The organism is Flavobacterium sp. FlaQc-49, from assembly GCF_044005985.1.
GTDB classification, from domain to species: Bacteria; Bacteroidota; Bacteroidia; order Flavobacteriales; family Flavobacteriaceae; genus Flavobacterium; species Flavobacterium cupriresistens.
On sequence record NZ_JBIPCS010000004.1, the window covers coordinates 434,968 to 455,021 of the forward strand.

Annotated in this window: 16 protein-coding genes and 3 tRNA genes; 14 read left to right on the top strand and 5 right to left on the bottom strand. The window is 33.8% G+C overall.

Annotation, left to right across the window (positions count from 1 at the left end; all coding sequences use genetic code 11):
* The first annotated feature begins 1 nt into the window (after position 1).
* The 5 genes from ACHRV3_RS11650 to ACHRV3_RS11670 all read left to right on the top strand — a co-directional run bounded on the left by ACHRV3_RS11650 (position 2) and on the right by ACHRV3_RS11670 (position 6,523).
* The gene (locus tag ACHRV3_RS11650) at positions 2-2,428 is read left to right on the top strand and encodes a hypothetical protein (protein ID WP_395434787.1); all 2,427 of its coding nucleotides are present in this window, start codon (positions 2-4) and stop codon (positions 2,426-2,428) included.
* Positions 2,429-2,495: 67 nt separating this feature from the next.
* Entirely contained in the window at positions 2,496-2,804 is a 309-nt protein-coding gene (locus ACHRV3_RS11655; RefSeq protein WP_395434788.1) for a hypothetical protein, read from the top strand.
* Between the two features lie 145 nt (positions 2,805-2,949).
* Positions 2,950-4,014: a hypothetical protein gene (locus ACHRV3_RS11660; protein WP_395434789.1), complete on the top strand. Its 1,065-nt coding sequence runs from the start codon at positions 2,950-2,952 to the stop codon at positions 4,012-4,014.
* Positions 4,015-4,027: 13 nt separating this feature from the next.
* A complete protein-coding gene (locus ACHRV3_RS11665; protein ID WP_395434791.1) occupies positions 4,028-5,392 on the top strand; it encodes a hypothetical protein in 1,365 nt (454 codons plus the stop codon).
* Between the two features lie 54 nt (positions 5,393-5,446).
* Complete coding sequence (locus tag ACHRV3_RS11670; RefSeq protein ID WP_395434792.1) at positions 5,447-6,523, top strand: hypothetical protein; 1,077 nt, start codon at positions 5,447-5,449, stop codon at positions 6,521-6,523.
* Between the two features lie 69 nt (positions 6,524-6,592).
* On the opposite strand, the gene ACHRV3_RS11675 is transcribed toward ACHRV3_RS11670, so the two are convergent.
* Complete coding sequence (locus tag ACHRV3_RS11675; RefSeq protein ID WP_395434793.1) at positions 6,593-6,805, bottom strand: hypothetical protein; 213 nt, start codon at positions 6,803-6,805, stop codon at positions 6,593-6,595.
* A 122-nt stretch (positions 6,806-6,927) separates the two neighbouring features.
* Between ACHRV3_RS11675 and ACHRV3_RS11680 the strand changes: the two genes are divergently transcribed.
* From ACHRV3_RS11680 to ACHRV3_RS11705, 6 genes are read left to right on the top strand one after another with little or no spacing between them, the layout of a single operon-like run.
* On the top strand, positions 6,928-7,629 hold the full coding sequence (locus ACHRV3_RS11680; protein ID WP_395434794.1) for a hypothetical protein: 702 nt from the start codon (positions 6,928-6,930) through the stop codon (positions 7,627-7,629).
* Complete coding sequence (locus tag ACHRV3_RS11685) at positions 7,629-8,480, top strand: hypothetical protein (protein ID WP_395434796.1); 852 nt, start codon at positions 7,629-7,631, stop codon at positions 8,478-8,480. Before ACHRV3_RS11680 ends, ACHRV3_RS11685 begins: the two co-directional genes overlap by 1 nt.
* Positions 8,480-9,196: an NUMOD3 domain-containing DNA-binding protein gene (locus tag ACHRV3_RS11690; protein WP_395434797.1), complete on the top strand. Its 717-nt coding sequence runs from the start codon at positions 8,480-8,482 to the stop codon at positions 9,194-9,196. The genes ACHRV3_RS11685 and ACHRV3_RS11690 overlap by 1 nt, the downstream gene beginning before the upstream one ends.
* The gene (locus ACHRV3_RS11695) at positions 9,189-14,183 is read left to right on the top strand and encodes an Ig-like domain-containing protein (RefSeq protein ID WP_395434798.1); all 4,995 of its coding nucleotides are present in this window, start codon (positions 9,189-9,191) and stop codon (positions 14,181-14,183) included. The genes ACHRV3_RS11690 and ACHRV3_RS11695 overlap by 8 nt, the downstream gene beginning before the upstream one ends.
* Positions 14,184-14,193: 10 nt before the next feature.
* On the top strand, positions 14,194-14,925 hold the full coding sequence (locus ACHRV3_RS11700; RefSeq protein ID WP_395434799.1) for a hypothetical protein: 732 nt from the start codon (positions 14,194-14,196) through the stop codon (positions 14,923-14,925).
* Positions 14,925-15,332: a hypothetical protein gene (locus ACHRV3_RS11705; RefSeq protein ID WP_395434800.1), complete on the top strand. Its 408-nt coding sequence runs from the start codon at positions 14,925-14,927 to the stop codon at positions 15,330-15,332. The genes ACHRV3_RS11700 and ACHRV3_RS11705 overlap by 1 nt, the downstream gene beginning before the upstream one ends.
* Here the strand turns inward: ACHRV3_RS11705 and ACHRV3_RS11710 are convergent, their stop codons facing one another.
* The 4 genes from ACHRV3_RS11710 to ACHRV3_RS11725 form a co-directional block, all read right to left on the bottom strand.
* Positions 15,333-16,277 (bottom strand): SPFH domain-containing protein, encoded by a 945-nt coding sequence (locus tag ACHRV3_RS11710; protein ID WP_395434802.1) that lies wholly within the window; start codon positions 16,275-16,277, stop codon positions 15,333-15,335.
* A gap of 355 nt (positions 16,278-16,632) precedes the next feature.
* A tRNA-OTHER gene (locus ACHRV3_RS11715) sits at positions 16,633-16,720 on the bottom strand.
* A 107-nt stretch (positions 16,721-16,827) separates the two neighbouring features.
* A tRNA-Ile gene (locus ACHRV3_RS11720) sits at positions 16,828-16,901 on the bottom strand.
* A gap of 142 nt (positions 16,902-17,043) precedes the next feature.
* Positions 17,044-17,170, bottom strand: a tRNA-Ser gene (locus tag ACHRV3_RS11725).
* A gap of 121 nt (positions 17,171-17,291) precedes the next feature.
* On the opposite strand from ACHRV3_RS11725, the gene ACHRV3_RS11730 reads away from it, so the two are divergent.
* Genes ACHRV3_RS11730 through ACHRV3_RS11740 form a run of 3 tightly spaced genes read left to right on the top strand, consistent with a single transcriptional unit; the run spans position 17,292 to position 20,054 of the window.
* Entirely contained in the window at positions 17,292-17,924 is a 633-nt protein-coding gene (locus ACHRV3_RS11730; protein ID WP_395434803.1) for a GIY-YIG nuclease family protein, read from the top strand.
* Positions 17,917-18,564, top strand: a complete 648-nt coding sequence (locus ACHRV3_RS11735; RefSeq protein WP_395434804.1) for a hypothetical protein — start codon at positions 17,917-17,919, stop codon at positions 18,562-18,564. The genes ACHRV3_RS11730 and ACHRV3_RS11735 overlap by 8 nt, the downstream gene beginning before the upstream one ends.
* A 2-nt stretch (positions 18,565-18,566) precedes the next feature.
* Positions 18,567-20,054 (top strand): hypothetical protein, encoded by a 1,488-nt coding sequence (locus tag ACHRV3_RS11740; protein ID WP_395434805.1) that lies wholly within the window; start codon positions 18,567-18,569, stop codon positions 20,052-20,054.

Below are 20,054 nucleotides of genomic sequence, written 5' to 3' on the forward strand. Positions count from 1 at the left end.
CATGAGTACTGTAAAGAAACTATCCGTATTTAAAATACCTGATCCTCTGGCACCTGATTCAGAAAAAATAACTGATGCTTATGGATTGTCCATGGCGAAATTCATCGATCAGGAATGGTTCAATGGAGGTATCTCCAGCACTTCATGTCAATTTATGACAAGAAGACAATGGATTAGAAATAAAAGATTGTTTGTCCGTGCTAAAGGTGATACTCAGGAATATAAAAATTTGTTTGCCAGAAATAAAGGCGAATTGGATTATATCAATCTTGACTGGACTATGCTTAATATTCCTCAGAAATTTTGCAAAATCGTATCAAATGGAATTCAGGATAGATATTATAATTTGGATATACGTGCTTTTGATGCAACTGCCATTAAGCTAAAACAAGACAGATTAAACGCGTTTAAAACGGCCATGTACGCTAAGCCAATGCTTGAAAAAGCCAATGCAATTTTAGGTATCGATTTAATGCCAAAAGGTTTTGTTCCGGAAGACGAAGAGGAATTGAATCTATACATGGAAATTAAAGATCGTCCTCGCATTGAAATCGCGGAAGAAATCATGATTGATTATGTAAAAAAATCCAGTGATTGGGAGTCAACTGAGAAATCTAAAAATTCTGATTTAGTAGAAATTGGAATTGCAGTTGGAAGAGTATATACTGATAAGAATGATGGTGTCCGAGTAGATTATGTTGATCCGGAAAACTATGGACATAGCTATGTTAGAAAAAACAACTTTAAGGATAAAACTTATGATTTTGTTGTTGATACAATTTCTATAAATGATATTAAGAGAGAGAGTGGTTTTGATGATGAAACATTGAGAAAGATTGCAAGATCAGCAAATTCGACAACATCCACTTCAGCTTATTCTAGCATCAATTTTAAAACTTGTGCAATGAGCAGCATTTTGGATTTACGTATCCATGTTATGCGTTTTGCTTATAAGTCTACCAAAACAATTGCTTATAAAACTTCGGTAAATAAAAAAGGCCAGGTTACAAAAATTAGTCGCAGAAATGACGAGTTTAATACTGCAGAGAACACAAGCGAATTAAAATCTTCAAAAGTATTGGATACTTGGTATGAAGGAAATTATGTTGTAGGAACTGAGCAAATTTATGGATATAAAGAATGTGAGAACTTGGTTCGTGACGATCAAAACAAAGCACAGTCTCCTTTTATTACAGTTGCGACAAATATTTATGATAATGAATTGCATTCGTTTTTAGGGGATATTGAACCTATGTGTAAGCAATTACAACGTGAGCACTTAAAAATCCAACAATTAGTTGCTGAATTAAAACCGGATTTGATTAATATCGATTTGGACCAATTAGCTGATTTAGGTACGGGTGAAGGTGATGCTAAAAAAGAAAATTGGCAGGAAGCTTTAAATTTATTAAGTGCAAAAGGTGTTATCATTTCTCAAAGAATTGATATGGGTGATATGGGTATGAAGGATGGAGCTGGAGCAAGACCTATTGCAAACTCACAAGGAAGCGCATTAACTCCTTTATTAAATACCTGGGCGTTCTATTATAATTTAATCCGTGATGTAACCGGTATAAATCCCGCACGTGATGGTTCTTTGCCTGCAGATGCATTACTTGGAGTTAATCAAATGGCACAATTGGCAAGTAATACCGCTACTCAACATATCGTTGATGCAGCAACTTATTTCAATAAACGTGTGGCTGAGGTAATTTCATCAAGATTACATTCTATTTTCAAATATGATAAATCAGGATATCTTAGAAGAATTTACGAAAATGCAGTTGGAAAACAACATGTTGATGCAATTGAAGTTTTGGCTGATCGAAGCTTGCATGAATTTGGATTTTCTGTAGAAATGGTTCCGGCTCAAAAAGAATTAGAGGAATTGGCAATTGATTTAGGAATTGCTATGAAGGAAGGTACTATTGATGTAGAGGATAAAATGGAAGCTCAACGAATCGCGAGAACCAATATTAAATTGGCTAATGAATATTTGAAATATCGTCGCAGAAAACGTATCAAACAAAGATTGGAAGAACAATCTATTATGGCAAAAGAAAAAAGCCAAAATGATATTGCGGCAGCACAGGCTGCTTCGCAGGCAAAAACACAGGAATATGTTGTTAAATCTCAAATTGATATTGACAAGGAAGCAAAATTATCTTCGATTCGCTTGAATGAAGCTCAACAACTTCAATCTATCGAAGCTCCTGTAAAAGATAAAGAATTTCAACAGGATGTTTATTTAGAACAAATGAAAGTTAATAATAAACTTGATTCTGATAAATATAAAGAAGAGGCAAAAGATATTCGGTTAGATCGCCAGGCTACGCAAAATTCTAAGATGATTTCGCAGAGAAAAGATGATTCTGGTCCTATAGATTTCGAAAATGAATTTAATGTTGAAAATTTATTTCCAAATTAGTATCAATTATTGATACTAATAATGTAAATTTGATTTCAATTAAATATTAATCTAATTTTTTATCAAAATGAAAAAACTATTGACGTTGTTATTGGTGTTTAGTTTTGCTTTTTCTGCTACCGCTTTTAGCGTGGCACATAAATCGAAACCCGAGAAGCCAGCTATTGAGAAATCAATTGTAAAGGTAAATTTCGAAATTGTTGCTGTTGAAGTCCTTTTAAATAAGGATGTTTTGTCGCCACAAGCTACAGAGTCCATATATCAGCATCGGTTTAAACAGGAGTCGTACTTATATAATTTTAAAAGTAAAAACATCCAAAAGGAGCTGCCCAAGAACTCTACTTATTGTTCCAAACTCCCGGATAAAATTACGTAACGAAATACAGAAAACTATATTAAAAGAGTCAGACTTAAAATCTGACTCTTTTTTTTATGATTTTTTTATACTATTAGTGTAAATTATTTGTATTAAATAAATATTATTTATTACATTTGCTTTGACTATAACGAAAATCTATATTATGAGTACTGAAGCAAATAATGAAGAAGTAATTGAGGAAGTAATTAACACTGAAAATCTTGGTGGAGAAGGAAGTTCTAACCCTGAAGAGGTTGTTATTCCTGCTGAAGTAGTTACTCCTGAATTGAATGATGATTTAGTTACAAATTATTTAAAAACTAGATCTGGAGGTAAAGAATTCGGTTCAATTGATGATTTGTTTGTCGAAAAAACTGTTGAGGTTAATCCTTATAAAGATATTCTTGAAGATGCTGAAGCCAGAAGCTTTTTAGATTTCAAAAAAGAAACTGGGCGAGGACTTCAGGATTATTTGAAGCTTCAGGAAAACATTAATGATATTCCTGTAAAAAATTTAGCAATTGCGAAAGCAGAGCACGAATTAGGTGCGGGGTTATCAAGAGAAGATTTAGTCTCTTATATCGAAGAAAAAACGGGTGTTGATATTGATGGTTTGGATGATTTAACTGAACTGGAAATTAGAAAAGTCAACTTATTTACAAAAGATTATAAAGCCAATCTTTTGGCTGAGCAGGAGAAATACAAAACTCCAGTTGTAAAAGAAAAACCAACTACTGAAGAAGTCGAAACGATCACTTTAGATAATGGTGTTAAAATAGATAAAACGGTTTATGAAAACCATTTAAAAATACATCAAGCTTACCAAGAAGACATAAAAGTTGCAGTGAACAGTGTTGCTCCAACTTCTTTGAGTATCAAGATTGATAACGCGGGTCAAGAAGAGGTTTTGACTTTTGAATATGAACATGATGCAGACGATAAAAAGGGCATGGTCTCTTTGGCATCTGATTTAGATCAAACAGTCGCAAATCTATTTAGATCCGAAAAAGGATTTGATCACCAAGCTTTTGCAAAGGCTGTGTGGCGAATGAATCCGGAAAACTGGGAAAAAGAAGTTGGCGCCATTGCCCACAAGGTAAGAGCGCAGGCAGTCGAAGAAATAATGAAAGTTGGTAATAATGTGAACTTAGACACTACTCTAATTCCGGGTCAAACTGGAAAACCAGGTGTGAAAATAGTTCCTATCAAAGAATTATTCAACAGATAAAACCTTAGAAATTATGGCCTTCGATTTAAAAACCAATAATCTTACTGGTGTTGCGGTAATTGATCAACCAGGTGGAGTATTAGCTACTAATGCTAATTTCATCACGTTGTATGATTATGCCATGCAATACATGCCTGAACTTATTAAAGAACTTCACTATGCCAATGGCAAGGGAAGTATCACAGGCTTACTTTCTCTTTTAGCAGGAGAAAAAACCTATGCTTCTGACGTTGTTCAGCACATGGAAATGAATCGCTTACATAACAAACTTAAAAATGTTGCTGTAGTAGGTAATGTTTTTACTTCACCAACTGCTCACAATTTGAGACCAAATATGGTTATCAAAATTTCTGATGGTGTAAAAGAAGCTCAGGCTTATGTTCAATCAATCACGTCTTCTACGGTTTTCGTTGCATTGAATGATAAGGCAGGAGTTTACAATTTCGCCGGAACGGTTGATATTGTAGCTGACTTTGCTAACAGATGGGATAAAGGATCTAAATCTTTTGTAAAAGGAAGAACTTGGAACCCTAAGAAATTCGAAAATTTCTCACACATCACAAAAGAACGTTATGACGTTTCTGAAAGTGATATGGCTCATACAATTTGGTTAGATACGCCAGATGGTCCAAGATGGTGTAATACTGAAATGGAAAGAACTAATACATTGTTTGACAACATTGTTGAGTTAACTCAGTTTTTCCACGAAAGAGCAGATGCCGGTGCCGATTCTACTGTTGCGGGTGTAACTCAGGGTATGAGTGGTATTATTCCAACTTGCGAGAAGTTTGGTAATATCTCTAATAACTATATTGATACTTTGGCAGCTTTACAAAGCATTGCAAAAAGAATCAAGTTACAAACTGATTGTACTGAATATACATTCTGGTGTAACCACGAGCAAATGAATTATTTCAACGCAATCTGCGCTGGAGTAAATGCATCTTTCCTTAATGGAGCAAATTACGGTACGTTTAACAATGATAAAGAAATGGCTTTGGCCTTAGACTTTACTTCAATTTATGTAAGCGGAATCACTTTCCACTTTACATCTTGGAGATTATTGGATGATCCTACTTTAATGTCTGGCGGTAAATTTGATACTACTGGTATCGCTTACTTCGGTGTTCCAATGGGTAAAATGACAGTTCAAAATCCGGAAGATGAAAGTACATCACAAAAACCTTACTTGTCTATTTACAATAGAGTAAAAGCTAATGTAAACAGAAAAAGAAGAGTTAAGATTTTTGGCCTTGGTGGAACTGAGCAAGAAGATGATAAAATGACTATGCAACTTTTGAACGAAAGTACAAACCAAGTTGTTGGTGCTAATGCCTTCTTCGTAGGACGTAGAGGTGCTTACTATACTGGCGCATAAACCTAGAAAGCTAGAGGGTGCAAACTCTCTAGCTTTTTTTTAAATAAAAACGAAATGAGTAATCAAAAAACAGTTATTTTTAGACTAACAGAAGGCAGAACTCCTGCTTCATGGTCTATTAGCGGAGGTTTCTCCGTTAAACCAGGTAAGGGAAGAAAATTAATTAATTATTTCCCGGGTTCGGATAGTTATTTTGTGGAAGATCAAACTTCAGATATTAAAGCTGAGGAAGTTATTTTTATGTATAATGACATTCTAACTGATCCTGCTACAGAAATTGAAGTAAGTGTTGATAATACTGCCTTAATTGGATATTTGAAAGCACATCCTTTTTTCAATTTGCATTATAAAATTCACAACGAAGATATGTTGTCTGAAGAGAAGTTACAAGCACTTGACAAAGTTGAAAGAGCTTTTGAATTGATCAAAGAAACAGATGATCTTAAAATTAAAGCAATGGCTTTAGTTGTTTTCAAAATTGATGCTCACGGATGGTCGGCTGTTAAAGCAAAAGCTGAATTAAAAGAAAAAGCAACTAAGGATCCAGAAGTAATTATTAAAGCTCTTGAAGCAGATAATTACCAGACAAAATATTTAGCAGCTTTAGCATTTTATTCAGGAATTGTAACTGATAATGCTACAAGAACAGCAGTGGTTTGGAATGATGATAATCAATTTGAAATTCTTAAACTTGCAGTTGGCGAAAACGGTATTCAAAAATTAACCGAAAAGCTTTGTGTTAGTGACGATGAAAGTAATTTAATTTTGCAACAAATAGGAACAAAATTAGATGCTTTGAATACTCCAAAAGCGGAAGCAACTAACATTACTCCTGTAACAACTTCGAATGCTGCTCCAACTAAATCAGAAGCAGAAATTGCCGAAGAAGCAATTGAAAGATATAAAGCTTCACTTACTCCAGTAAAATCAGAAGCGGAAATCCGTGCTGAAATTGAAAAAGAGTATGGTGCTAAAAACTTAGGATCTGGAACTTCAGATGCAGAACTTGAAGGTAATGATTTGTCAAGAGCGCAGGCGCAGTATAAAGAATTGTTTGGAAAAGATGTAGCAAATCTTAAGAAGAACGATTTGAAATGGATCAACGAGCAAATTGCTTTAAAAAATAAATAAAATACCATTTTCGTTTGGTTCGACTTTCCCAGTCGCGAAGAAGCCTACTTTTGAGTAGGCTTTTTTGATTTATAAGGTTTTCTTAAAAATTAGTTTTCCGTTCAATCCTTCACGGACTTTTATGTATTTGTCGTCATACAATTTACGTAGTATTACCTTTAAATCTTCATTGGATATATTGGATTCTATCTGAAGATCCGGAATAGGTAAACCACACCGACCTTCAGACGAAATATGTTTTTTGTCAACTATAGACCTCACTTTTTCTACGTTATCCACCATTTCCTTCTTTTTATCAAAAGTATCAATTATTTATACTAATAGTAAAAGTAAATGATACCAAATATTTATTACATTTGTATTTAGTATCAATAATAGTTATTATTAGTGTAAATAAATGAGTTATGATCGATAGAGTTTATCAAACAGTTAGAATGCTTGCTAATACTGAGATTAGGGGTAATATGAAGCCTGCTGACTTTGATAAGGCATTGTACGCAGTAATGATAGAAATTTATGAGCAATATCCTTTTGAATTAAATAAATGGACCAATAGACAAAGTAAAGGTTTGGTTAGTCCTGGACAACAAAATATAGTTGATTTGATTGCTGAAAAAATAGACCATTATTTTAAGTCTGCTCCTTCGGTTGCCGTGGCTGGAAAATTTCCCTTACCTACTGATTTACGATACTTAGATTCTGTCATTTATACAACTAAAAACAGTGAGGTAGTGCCTTGCAAAAATGCTTCTGAATTTAATCTGCTTAAAAGATTTAAACATACACAGCCATCTGTTGATTTTCCTATCGGTTTTATTGAAGATAAAAAAATAGAAATTCTCCCTGCAACTATTACAAATAACATAGTAATCAACTATAGAAGAAACCCTAAAATTCCAAAATGGACTTATATTGTTATTAATGGTGCGGAACAATTCAATCCGGATGCAGGAGATTTTAGCGATATAGATATGCATTTTTCAGAGTTCGATGTACTTGTAACTGGAGTATGTGAAAAGTTTGGAATCAATCTAAAAGAACCTGATTTAAAAGCAGCTGCAGAAGGCGAAGAAATACAAAAATTCAACATCGAAAATTCTAATTAATGGAAACTCCAGAAGAATATTATAACACGCCGGCTTCCCATGGGAGTTATCAATTTACTACACTTAAAGATATTGTAGATGAATTAATGACTAATAGGCTTGAACCTGATAGTTACATTAAAAATACCAACAGAAGCTTATTTGTTTTACATGCCAAAAACGGTATAAAAAAAATGACTAAAGATACTTCTGCGGGTGTTTTAGCTATTGAAATGACTGTTGGTGAAGAAGGATATATTACAGTTCCACAAGATTACGTGCATTATGTTCGTGTGTCTGTTGTACTTGTTGACGACGTTACGGGTACCAGACGATTACATCCTTTAGATGTTAATCAAAATATCAATACTGCTATTGGATATCTACAGGATCACGATGCTAAAATACTTTTTGATGATGATGGTAATATTTTAACCGCTGATGCTTCAAATATATACAACATGCCTTATAAATGCTATGAATTTACTAGAAGTTGTGGTGATGGAAATGCTTTTTTTGATACTTCATTATTAAGTGAATTTGGTGAATGTGTTATAGATACGGAAAAAGGAAAAATAGGTTTTAGTGACAATTTAGTAGATAAAGAAATTGTTCTGGAATATCAATCTGATGGACTACAGTGGGAGTATTTTGGGGAAGGTGATATCAAAGTACATAAATACATTGAAGAAGCAGTAAAAGATTGGGCTTATTTCGGCTGCATTGAAAAAAGAATAAACGTTCCGGCAAATGAAAAGTCCAGAGCATATCTAAAATTTAAATCATCAAGATTTAAATCAATAAAAGACTTGGCTGGATTAGACTTAAATAAAATTTCAAGAGCTATGCGCTCAAAATCAAAATATTTATAATGGGATATGTTTATAGACACATTAGACTTGACAAGAACGAACCATTTTATATTGGCATAGGTTCTGACAATTCATACACAAGAGCTAATACAAAGCATGAACGAAACAATATTTGGCATAAAATAGTGTCTAAGACTGACTATCTAGTTGAAATTGTATTTGAGCATAATGATTATGAAGTAATTAAAGAAAAAGAGATCGAATTAATTTTACTTTATGGTAGAATTAATTTATCAACTGGGTCACTATCAAATTTAACAAATGGAGGTGATGGTATGTTGGGATTCATACCTTCAGAAGAAAGTAGAAAAAATCAAAGTATAAGAATGTCAGGAGAAAACAATCCTGGATTTGGTAAAAGATACGCCTCCGTAACAAAGGGAATGAAAAAACCTAAAATGGTTGGACTTCTTTCTGGAGAAAAAAACCCAATGTATAACAAGAACCATACAGCCAAATCTAGAGAAAAAATTTCTAATGCATTGCTTGGTAAATATGTGGGGAAAGACAATCCAATGTGGGGTAAAGTAAGACCTGAAGTTTCTTTAAATAATAAGCTTTCAAAAGGAAAAAAAGTTTTGGATACAGTCACAGGAGATATCTATAACTGTACAAGAGATGCTTCTGATTTTTATGGTATCGGATACTCTACTCTTAAACAAAAATTAACAGGTTATATTTTTAATAATACAAATTTAGTTAGATACGATGGGTAATTTACGACGTACTTTTGTTTCAGGAAGAATTGAAAAAGACACCGACGAGCGTTTACTGCAAGACGGTGAATATCGTCATGCGGAAAACATTCTTATTTTAGAAAGTGAAGGTTCTGATGCCGGCGCTATTCAAAATTCATTATCAAATAGAAAGCTTACAAATTTAAATTTGGGGCCTAATCCTATTACGCTTGGAACTGGTGCCGATGAAACAAATAAAAAGCTTTATTGGGCGGTCAAATCGGATACTGGTTGTTTCTTTATTGAATATGATGTAGTAAATAGTATTGCGGTTAAAGTTTTAGAAGATACGCGTTCTATCCCGGGAAGAGTTTTGGACTGGAAAGAGGATTATTTAATTACGGCCATGACTAAAGTTGTTACTTCAGATCCATCAAAAGATTTGATGATTATAAATGACGACAATCTGGAGCCATTATGTTTCAATATCGCACGTGCGAAAACTTATGGTACAAATGGATTTGATAAGGAAGATATTTTCTTAATTAAAAAACCACCAAGATTTTCGCCAAAAGTGCAGCCTACATTTATTGCAGGATCAAGTAATGATATTGAAGAAAGATTTTTGACTTTTTCATATAAATACAAATATTTAGATGGCGAATACAGTGCGCTTTCTTCTTATACCAATTATATGTTTTATCCAGGCGCTTTCAAATTAGATTACGAGGTATTGGATAACTTGGGAATGTTGAACGCTTACAATGCACTTAGAATTACAATTAATACGGGAGATAAAAGAGTTACTGATGTAGAATGTGCAGTAAAATCAGTAAATTCAAATAATATATATATAATTCAAACCTTCAATAAGGAGAAAGAAGGGTGGGGCCATAATGAAACGAGATCATTTGTTTTCTCAAATAATAAAATTTATGTTCCCTATCCGGAAAAGGAAATTTATAGAGCTTATGACAATATACCGAGAAAAGCGAAGGCACAAACCTTAATTGGTAATTTACTTGTTATGGGTAACTTTTTAGAAGGTTACGATTTGATTGATCTAAACGGACAAAAAATCAAGCCAGAATTTAATCTTTCTATTGTGTCAGATAATTTGGTAGGTTCTTTAGTTCCTGTTACTTTAGCAACTTCTGGAAGTATTGCGGGAGATATATTAGTTATCGATTTTACTGATAATAATCTAAAAAACGGTAGTAAGATTACTGTTTTTGCAAGTCTTAAAAGCACTACTACACCAGAAACTGAATACAATCAGGATTATCCATTTACATTATATAAAGATTATGTAGATGCTACTGAATTAGCACAAGATGAAGACTTCATTTTTTTTGTAAATGATTTAATGACGAACCTTTTTCTTGCCAATTATTCAGTAGTAGGATTGGATGATTACGTATTACAATCAAATACTCCTTTTTCAATTCAGAGTTTTACTGCAACATCTATTTCAATTCAGTCGCCTCAATTAGTTTTTTATAAGGCTGGTCCTCCTGCTGACACTATTATAGTATATTGGCCGTTTCAGAGCGATTCTAATGTTTTGTATAACGAAATTGGTAATGTCTCCAGTCTTAAATCGAATAGAAGCTTAGAAGTCGGAATAATTTACTTAGATCCTTTTAATAGAGCAAGTACTGTCCAAACACAGTTAAATAATACAATATTTATTGATCACAGTTTAGCTAAATCAAAAAACAAATTAAAAATAAACCTTTCGAGTAATCCGCCGGCTTCTGCAGACCGATATAAATTTGTTATTAAACAAAGGAAATTGGCTTATCAAACAGTTTATGCTACTATTTTTTATGCCGATGGATTATTTCGCTGGATAAAAATGGAGAACGACAATTATGATAAAGTAGCTGTTGGCGATAATTTAATTGTTAAATGTGATACTGATGGATTTGTGCCTACTTTAACAAAGCTTAAAGTTTTAGAAAAAACTGCGCAGCCAAAAGACTTTATTGAAGGGAATGTTGATCCTGATGGAAATGAAATAAAAGAACTGGCCGGTAATTATATAAAGGTAAAACCTTCTGCTGGAATTGCCATGAATTATGCACCAGGCGGATTTCTTGAATATACAGGACAAAGACAGAGTGAAGGTGATAATTTTGATATGGCTATTGGTGCGTTCGCAGATTCAGATGGTGTTGACATTCCTATTAAACAAGGCTCTAGGATTGATATTTTACTTGAAAATGTAAAATATGGAAGTTCTGGAGATAGTAAGAAATTTGAAAAAACGTACTTCGCTAGTGCTGATTATATTAATTTTAAGTTATGGTATGATACTGAAGTAAGTGGTACTGGAGAATTCAATTATCCTACAAATGGTGTTTTTAGAGGTAAGATAATAACGATATTCGGTGCTAAATTCTTTGTGGAAGATCCGGCTGGTAAACTGTATTTAAGAATTCATAACGAACTAAATGGAAACGGACAACACCCTTCATATCTTACGGGATCTGTAAATATTATGGTGGCGACGAGCTTAATTATATTAGAAACCGAAGAAAAGAAATCTACTGACAACGAAGTGTACTTTGAAACGGAACAAACTTTCGAAATTATAGACGGGAAACATCAGGGGAATTTGCAAAATCAAACAAGTGTATTGCCGGCTATAATTGATTTAGATTTCTTTAATTGCTTCTGCATGGGCAATGGAGCCGAAAGTTATGTTATTAAGGATGCTTTCAATAAAGAATATCTGAATGTAGATTTACGTCCTTCTGTAGCAACTATTGAGCAGTATAAAGCCATTCGAAGATCTTCTGATTTGATTTTTAGTGAAGCTTTTATAGAAAGCAGCAATATTAATGGATTGAATGTATTTAATACTGCTACTGGAAATTTTAAAGAATTAGATAAACAATATGGAAGTATTCAAAAATTACATAGTCGCGACAATGATATTTTGATACTTAAAGAGCGTAAAGCTTCGAAGGTAATGTTTCAAAAGGATATTTTGTATAATGTAGATGGAACATCTAACGTAGGTTCTATTGATAAAACATTAGGTTCAGAAATAACTTATTTGGGAAGTAATGGAATTGGAAAGCATCCTGAAAGTTTTGCGGAAAATAATTACCAAATTTATTATGCGAATCCGGAACAAGGAGAAATTACACGTTTGTCGATTGATGGAACTACACCTATTACAAACGGAATGGTTGACTGGTGGAGAGATATTTTAAGAAACCAACCTAATGCAAAAATGCTAGGGGGTTATGATGGTTACACAAAACAATACATGATCTCTATTGGAGAGGAACCGGAAAGATTATTACAATTGCAATGCAGCAACGAAATTATAAAAGACAATCAACAGGGCAGTTTTACATACGAATTTAAACTAAATGATTTAAGTGGAGATATTATATTAAATTACAATATTACTGCCGGAAACGCCACAATAGTTGCTAGATTTAACGAAGTGGACCATGTTTCATCGAATGTTACTGGATTAGGGAATATTACATTTGAGAGAACCAGTTTAGTTCAAAATATAGTAACTGTAACTATTACCGCAACAACTGCTGCAGTTAGTTATTCTATTGGAAATGTTTGTCCAATAGGATCAGAATTAAAAATTGTAAGTATAATTGTGAATGATTCTGAAGATGTTGGAAAAAACACAACTACAAGGTTTAAATGGGGAACCTCAAACTTATATTCTAATGATGATGTTTTTGATAATACGCCTGTAAGTAAATTTTTGACGGAAACAGGAACAGAGGGAGTTGGTAAATTCCCTCTAAATAACTCTATTTTCACTATTCAGGCCTTTAAGGATATGACTACTTCTGGAGAATTTAGTATTGAAGAATGTAATAGAATGGGATTCTTGATCTCGGATGCCGTGTTTACAGAAGCAAATATTGATACCATTTTATCTGCAGCTACTTTTATCAGTATTGCTAGTTTGGTTGAGCCAGGTTATTCAGATACTAAATTTGGAAGTTTCCTATTCAATAGATCAGATACTGATGAAATTCTTTATTTGATTTGGGATTATACCAATAGAAAACCTATTCTTACGGATGATAATGCAAATGCCGTAGTTGGTGGAAGTGTTACAGTAAATGTATTAAGTAACGATGAAGTTGATTCTGATGATACAGTAACTATTTTTACTGCTCCCTTACATGGAGTTGCAGTCGTTAATATTGATAAAACTATTACATATACACACGATGGCAGCGCAAATTATGATGATGTTATTGTTTATAAAGTAGATAATGGAACATGTAGCTCTACGGCTTCTATTTTTATCAGTTTAGGCGTTCCGTGTAGCGCTTCGGTTACGGCTGGTGGTTCTACTGGTATTTATGAATCTGTCATCAATATTGGTACCGCTATGGGTATGACGGGAATAAAATATGATGCACAAAGTGTTCCTGATAGGTTTGAAATATATTTTGACAATGTGAAAGTAGCAGATTCTAAATATGTAGGAGATGGATTGTCTGCAGGGCCGCCAGTAAGCTATGCGGGATTACTAGGTCCAAAAACAGGATTTCATATTTTCAATTATAATGGATCAACTTTTGATGATACAGGATTAATTGAGCCTGATTTTACAGTTGTTCAGGGAGATATTGCGGACAACACTACTGAAGCTACTGATGGAAATGGAACATTATTATTCAATAAGACATCTCCAACGCCAACAACAATGAAAATTAGAACAACAGGTACATCCGGTACTGCTTGGACATTTGCAGGAGTTTGTCCTATACCAGAAGAAAATTTAAAAATAGGTAATGACAAAATCGTTTGGGGATTCTATGATGATGCTAATAAAGCATCATTAGCAAAAACTAAATCAATGAAGTTCTTTTTACAGACTACTCCATTAAGATTTTATACTAACATCAAAGGAGATACTGATTTTGTGTTGTTTGCAATTTCGTCAACAAACAAATTTATCAACGATGGCGTTACTTGGTGGGAGATTGACAATCTTGGAAATATTTTGAGTACTGGAACAATTTAAAAATAATAAAATGTCAGCATATACATTATCACATTCGGAAAAATCAGAGGGATGGACTTCATTTTGGAGTTATCTCCCTGATGGCATGATAAAATTAAGCAATCGATTTTATACTGTAAAAAACGGACAGCTGTATCTTCATAATGAAGATACCGGTGTTCGAAATACTTTCTATGGAGTACAACATTCATCCAAAATAACATTCTTCTTTAATGAATCAAATTCTGAAGACAAGATTTTTAAAACTATGGTTTTGGAAGGAAATAAACCATGGAATGCAATTGTAAATACAAATTACACCAACAGCTCCATTAAAAAAGAGGAATTTGATCTAAGGGAAAGCCGTCACTTTGCATACATGAGAAAAAACGAAAATGCAGAGGATATGCATGGAAATTCAGCGCAGGGAATTGGTGTAATTTCTGCTGCTTCTGGATTAACAATTTCTTTTTCCCAGGTTTCAGAGTTTGTAAGTATCGGAGATAAATTATATCAATTAAATGGGGCTAATAACGAGTTAATTGGAACTATAACGCAAATTAATACTGCGAGAACTTTAGTAACTGTAAATGCAATTACTACTGCTCCAACAGTTGGATTCTATTCATTCTCTAAAAAAGAATCTCGTATCGAAGGCGGTGAAGTTCGAGGTTACTATATGGAAGTTGAACTAGTAAATTCTGATACTGAAAAAGTAGAATTGTTTGCAGTTAATACTAATGCTATTAAATCTTACGTATAATGGGATTTTCTATAAGGTTTTTAAAAGAAGAAGATTACGGTGTATTATGTACCTGGTGGAAAGCTTGGCGCTGGACACCGCCTGAACGAGATTTTCTGCCGGAAAATGGTACAGGTGGATTTATGGTTTCAAAAGATGGAGTGGATATCGTCGCCGGGTTTATTTACTTTACGAATTCAAAAGTTTGTTGGTCCGAATTTATTATTTCAAATTTTGATTTTAAAGATAAGGAAGACCGGAATGAAGCGTTTAAGATATTGATTCACGAAATAAACGAGTTAGCGTATTCAAGAGGCTGTAAATACATTTATACTGTTGTAAAAAACAAAAACCTTGAAACTGTTTATAAAGAAATGGGATTCTCTAACGGCAGTGTCAAGGTTAATGAAATGGTTATGATTCTGTAATTACTTCAAATTGATAATTGAAGACTGATTACTTCCCAATACTGTAGAAGGCATTACACCGTTCCATTTTTGAGCTTTCATATATTCAATATAAATTGGAGATAATTTCTTTTGTTTCAATTCTAAAGCTGCAGCTTCGGCAGAAGCTTTAATTACTACAGCGGCAGAATCTCCACGGGCAACGGCTATTTTTTGTTTCTTTTCTGCGTCTGCTGCTGTTGCTTTTGCAATCCATTTTTGAGCATCGTATTCGGCAGCTGCTTTATCAGCAATAGATTTTGCAATAGAACCTGGCGGAGGCATATTTGTTCTTAATTGAGATACTTTAAACCATTTACCAACTCTTTTATTTGCTTCTACCTGAATTGCTATTTCAAATTCTGTTTTTTTATTGAAAATATCTTCAACCTTCCAACTATTAGTTACATCATTAACAGCACCTAGAATTCCAATTTCAAGCCAACCTTGCTCTATGGTCTCTAGTCCATTGCCCGTTCTAAAAGCTGATCTTAAATTTGTAAACATATCTGCAGTTGAACTAGGCTTTACGGAATAATTGAAAGAAGGATAAATTTTAAGTGCAAATCCTCCTTTAGCAACGCTAGGTTGTTCTCCATATCTAATACTTCTTTGATCTAATGGAATTTGATAAATTTCTTCAGTCCACGTATTATAAAGTTTCCAACCTGAAACTTCTTTTGTTGAACTTGCCCCACGACTATCACCAATTAAATTCACAAGTAAACCCTGATATCCTGCTTCTATTTTTTTAACAGCATATGGCTGAAAAAAGATAATTATTAAAAATACAGAATAGTAAATAAGCAATTTTACGTTTAAGTATCTATCACCTTGTTGATCCTTTTGTAAAAGTTTCAGTTGTCTTTTAGCTGATAGAAAAGCAACTGTAAGTAAAAATAATGCAAGTAAAATTAGTGTTACCATTTTTTTGTTATTTAGGTTATTAATTGATTAACATTTTTAAATTAAATCGGCCTTGATATTATCTCGGCCGATTTGTCTATAGTTAGCGGAATTTCATTGCTACTAATTTTTTACAGGTCATTTTTTTAGGCTTCTATCATTCTGAAATGACTTAATCAAATGTAGACCACTTACGCCGTCTGTAAAAAATCATTACTCTTCCTATTAAGGTTTAAAAAAATGCCGTCTTTCCGGCTGTCAACCTACACTTTGGACTGCTTCGCATTTCGGTTCGCGAACATTAGATCGTGTCCTCTGATCAACTGGGCCTTACCTGATTATTCCCAATCATTACATGCAATACAGGGTAAATAAGTGGAGAGTGAAGGAATTGAACCTCCGAAGCTCCTAGCTGGCTACCGAGACCAGCCTCAGAGCACCTTAACCTACTCAGACAACTCCCCATGTACTAGTCTTTCCTAGTTGTCACGAGTCTGAAACGCTTCGAGTGTCTAGCAACCCGCACTGGTATCCCACCATTTGAGTATTTGCTAATTAATTGCGGGCTTCGTGGACTAAGATGGGCTCGAACCACCGACCTGAGCATTATGAGTGCCCTGCTCTAACCAACTGAGCTATTAGACCTTTTTAGTTTTTAGTTTTGATGTAGTTAAAACAGGGGGATCTCGCCCAAAAAGACTAAGGATAATTTTAAAAGCCCATTCCTTAATGCCTATTGCCTATACCGAATTTTAGGGCTCGCACAGACAATTGCCGCATAACCCTGTGAAGGAATCAGGATTCGAACCTGCATTCACGTCTGATCTTTCTACCTCGGAGGACGATACCTTTATATCTGCTAAAAAACAAATTCCTACACGTTGAAAAGCGTCTACCAATTCCGCCACTCCCTCAATAATCACTTTTCAAAAGTATAATATATTTATATTAATAATACAATAAATTGATACTAAATATTTATTACATTTGTATTTGGTATAGATAATTGTTATTATTAGTATAAATATTGAGTACATGCCCCACGTTTATAAAATAACTTCTCCAACAAATAAGGTATATGTAGGATCTACAACAAATTTGAATAGAAGGTGGCGAACATACAGGAAAGCAAAATGTAAATCTCAAAAAAAGCTACATAGTTCTTTTATAAAATATGGAGTTGAAAAACACAAGTTTGAAATAATAACTGAATGTGATATAGATTCAATGTTAAAATTAGAAACTCATTGGGGATTATTTTATAATGTTCTTGACAAGGAAGCCGGATTGAATTTAAGACTACCTAAAGACGGAGAACTTTATGGAGGTTTTTCCAAAGAAAGAAATACCTCCGGAGATTTTAAAAAAGGTCAAGTTCCTTGGAATAAAGGCACCATAGGTTCGCAGGAGGCTTGGAACAAAGGAATTCCTTGCAAGGAATCGACGAAGGAATTATTGTCAAAAATAAAGGCTGGAGTTCCATCGAAGAAAAAAGGAAAATCATACGGAACTATACCTTACAATGCAAAATTAATTTTGTGTTTAAATACAGGGATTTTCTACTATAGTTCTGTAGAAGCATCAAAAACATATGGCGTTAGAAGAACAACTCTTAACAATATGTTAGACGGAAAAAGTAAAAATAAAACAAGTTTAAGTTATGTTTAATCAGGAGAAATATCACCTTAGAGAAGCTGCCATCACGACAGCGGCAGTCGGTCTTGGAATGGCTGGATTACAGGCATATCAAGGCGCAGAGAACAAACGAAAAGGGCAGAAAGCGTTGCAAGATTACGACCGCCAAGACTTGGCAGGTTCAAATGCATATAAAGGAATTCCAATTAGCACTGTTGGTAGTGATTTATTACGTGAAGAAACTCAAAGAACTTCGGCTAATACAGTTGATGCTATTCGTAATATGGGTACAAGAGGCGCATCGCTTTTGCCTGGTGTAATTTCGGCCAATAATAGAGCAAACCGAGATTCTAGAAACTATTTAGATGATCAGGTTATAAAAAGAGAATATGCTATTGCCGGAGATGAAGGAAATATCAGATCTCTTACTGAAGATCGTGAAAATGCTGATTTGGCTGGTATCGGAAATCAAATTCAAGTTGGACGACAAGATATGTGGAGCGGTATAAGAGGATTAGGTAATTCTGCTATGTATGCTATTAATAATAATGACTGGAAAGGTACTGATCCTGCAAGCGCCGGAAAAGGATGGGTTAATCCTATCGGAACCATAAATCCGGATTTAGGATATAAGCTTCCAGATTTTTCAAAACTTTATAAAACAGGCTTTTAATTATGGCTACTCCCGGAACATTTACCGCTTATAGAGCATTAAAACCACTTGATGGTGATGTATCGCAAGATATTCAGCAACAAGAGGAAAATGGCGTTAGAAGACGTGCTGAAAAACGCGTTGATGATAATATCAAGCAAAATAGGATTGACAAAGCTGATAAGGAAAAACAAGACTTGTGGAATAAGTATGTGAAACCGCTATCAAATTATGATACTGGTTCTACAAGCTTAAATGAAGCGCAAGGTCGTTTAATTCTTGAAGCTCAAAAAGAATATGTTCCATTGATGGGTGTAATTAATAATCCTAAATCGACTGATGAAGAAAAATTAAAAGCAACGTTAAAGCTACAAAACATAAACAGTCTTCCGGAAAATCTTGCTTCAATGACAAAGAGCTTGACTGATCGAGATCTTGCAATTAAAAAAGGCGTTGCTGATGGAACTCTATTTCCAGATAAAGCTTATGATACTAATTTTCAAACTGGATATCAGAATAAATTATTGGCTTTGGACGAACATGGTATGCCGCTAATTGCATTTAAAAATCCAGATGGCACAACTGATTTTGAAACCTATGATAAGATTCAAAATGTTGTACCAAAATATGATATCCAAAAGCGTTTTGATCGTGATAAAGAATTACTAGAAGCTTCAACAAAATTACAACCTGAAATTAATCAAACAGACGATGGTACTCAGCAAGTTAAAACTACTGCTATTAATCCTGCTTTATTAAAAGAATATGTAAATAACCAACTGTATGAGGCAGATGGTGTTACTCCGACAACAAAATTAAAATCATTCGCTAGAGAGGCCGGAATTACTGACTTTTCAGATGCTAAAGCTTTAAAAACTGTTTCAGATGCTTTTGAAAATGACATTAAACTTCGTGTAAAAGGTGGTAAAGAAGTTACTAAGAACTTTAACAACTTAGATGTGCAAAAAGAAAAACGTCAAGCTGCCAAAGATGCCAGGTCAGAGCAAAAAGAAAACGAGAAAACAGAAGTAGAAAGATCACCTATAACCTTTGATTCTTCGATGCGTAAAGATGATTTTACAAATAAAGTTTTGGAAAAAGGCGCTGTTAGACCAAATATGATTGGAATTAAAGGCGATAATTTAAAATTCAAAAACATTGGTGGTAAAAACTCAGGTTTGAACGATGGTTTTGTAACTGGTTTTGCTTTGGACAACAAGGGAGACATTGTTGTAACTGGTAAAGCTATTGTTAGTAAAGGAAATAAATACAAAAAAGGTTCAGACGGATTATCTTTTGATGAAGGAAGTACTGATCCAACTTTAGATAGTTACTCTACTGGAAACACTTATGGTAATTTCAGAAGAATAGTAAAAGGTGCTGAACTAAATGATTTAGTTACTCGTGCTAAATATTCAAATGTAGAAGAGCTTAAAGCTGAATTGAAAGAATTAAATAAGAGTAGTAAATCAAAAACTTCTACTTCAAATAAAATCAAAATCGACTATTAA

Coding starts and splice junctions, on each gene's coding strand:
- ACHRV3_RS11730 (WP_395434803.1), top strand. CDS start 17,292: ATGCCCCACGTTTATAAAATAACTTCTCCAACAAATAAGGTATATGTA.
- ACHRV3_RS11680 (WP_395434794.1), top strand. CDS start 6,928: ATGATCGATAGAGTTTATCAAACAGTTAGAATGCTTGCTAATACTGAG.
- ACHRV3_RS11735 (WP_395434804.1), top strand. CDS start 17,917: ATGTTTAATCAGGAGAAATATCACCTTAGAGAAGCTGCCATCACGACA.
- ACHRV3_RS11650 (WP_395434787.1), top strand. CDS start 2: ATGAGTACTGTAAAGAAACTATCCGTATTTAAAATACCTGATCCTCTG.
- ACHRV3_RS11695 (WP_395434798.1), top strand. CDS start 9,189: ATGGGTAATTTACGACGTACTTTTGTTTCAGGAAGAATTGAAAAAGAC.
- ACHRV3_RS11700 (WP_395434799.1), top strand. CDS start 14,194: ATGTCAGCATATACATTATCACATTCGGAAAAATCAGAGGGATGGACT.
- ACHRV3_RS11670 (WP_395434792.1), top strand. CDS start 5,447: ATGAGTAATCAAAAAACAGTTATTTTTAGACTAACAGAAGGCAGAACT.
- ACHRV3_RS11665 (WP_395434791.1), top strand. CDS start 4,028: ATGGCCTTCGATTTAAAAACCAATAATCTTACTGGTGTTGCGGTAATT.
- ACHRV3_RS11655 (WP_395434788.1), top strand. CDS start 2,496: ATGAAAAAACTATTGACGTTGTTATTGGTGTTTAGTTTTGCTTTTTCT.
- ACHRV3_RS11685 (WP_395434796.1), top strand. CDS start 7,629: ATGGAAACTCCAGAAGAATATTATAACACGCCGGCTTCCCATGGGAGT.
- ACHRV3_RS11660 (WP_395434789.1), top strand. CDS start 2,950: ATGAGTACTGAAGCAAATAATGAAGAAGTAATTGAGGAAGTAATTAAC.
- ACHRV3_RS11705 (WP_395434800.1), top strand. CDS start 14,925: ATGGGATTTTCTATAAGGTTTTTAAAAGAAGAAGATTACGGTGTATTA.
- ACHRV3_RS11710 (WP_395434802.1), bottom strand. CDS start 16,277: ATGGTAACACTAATTTTACTTGCATTATTTTTACTTACAGTTGCTTTT.
- ACHRV3_RS11690 (WP_395434797.1), top strand. CDS start 8,480: ATGGGATATGTTTATAGACACATTAGACTTGACAAGAACGAACCATTT.
- ACHRV3_RS11740 (WP_395434805.1), top strand. CDS start 18,567: ATGGCTACTCCCGGAACATTTACCGCTTATAGAGCATTAAAACCACTT.
- ACHRV3_RS11675 (WP_395434793.1), bottom strand. CDS start 6,805: ATGGTGGATAACGTAGAAAAAGTGAGGTCTATAGTTGACAAAAAACAT.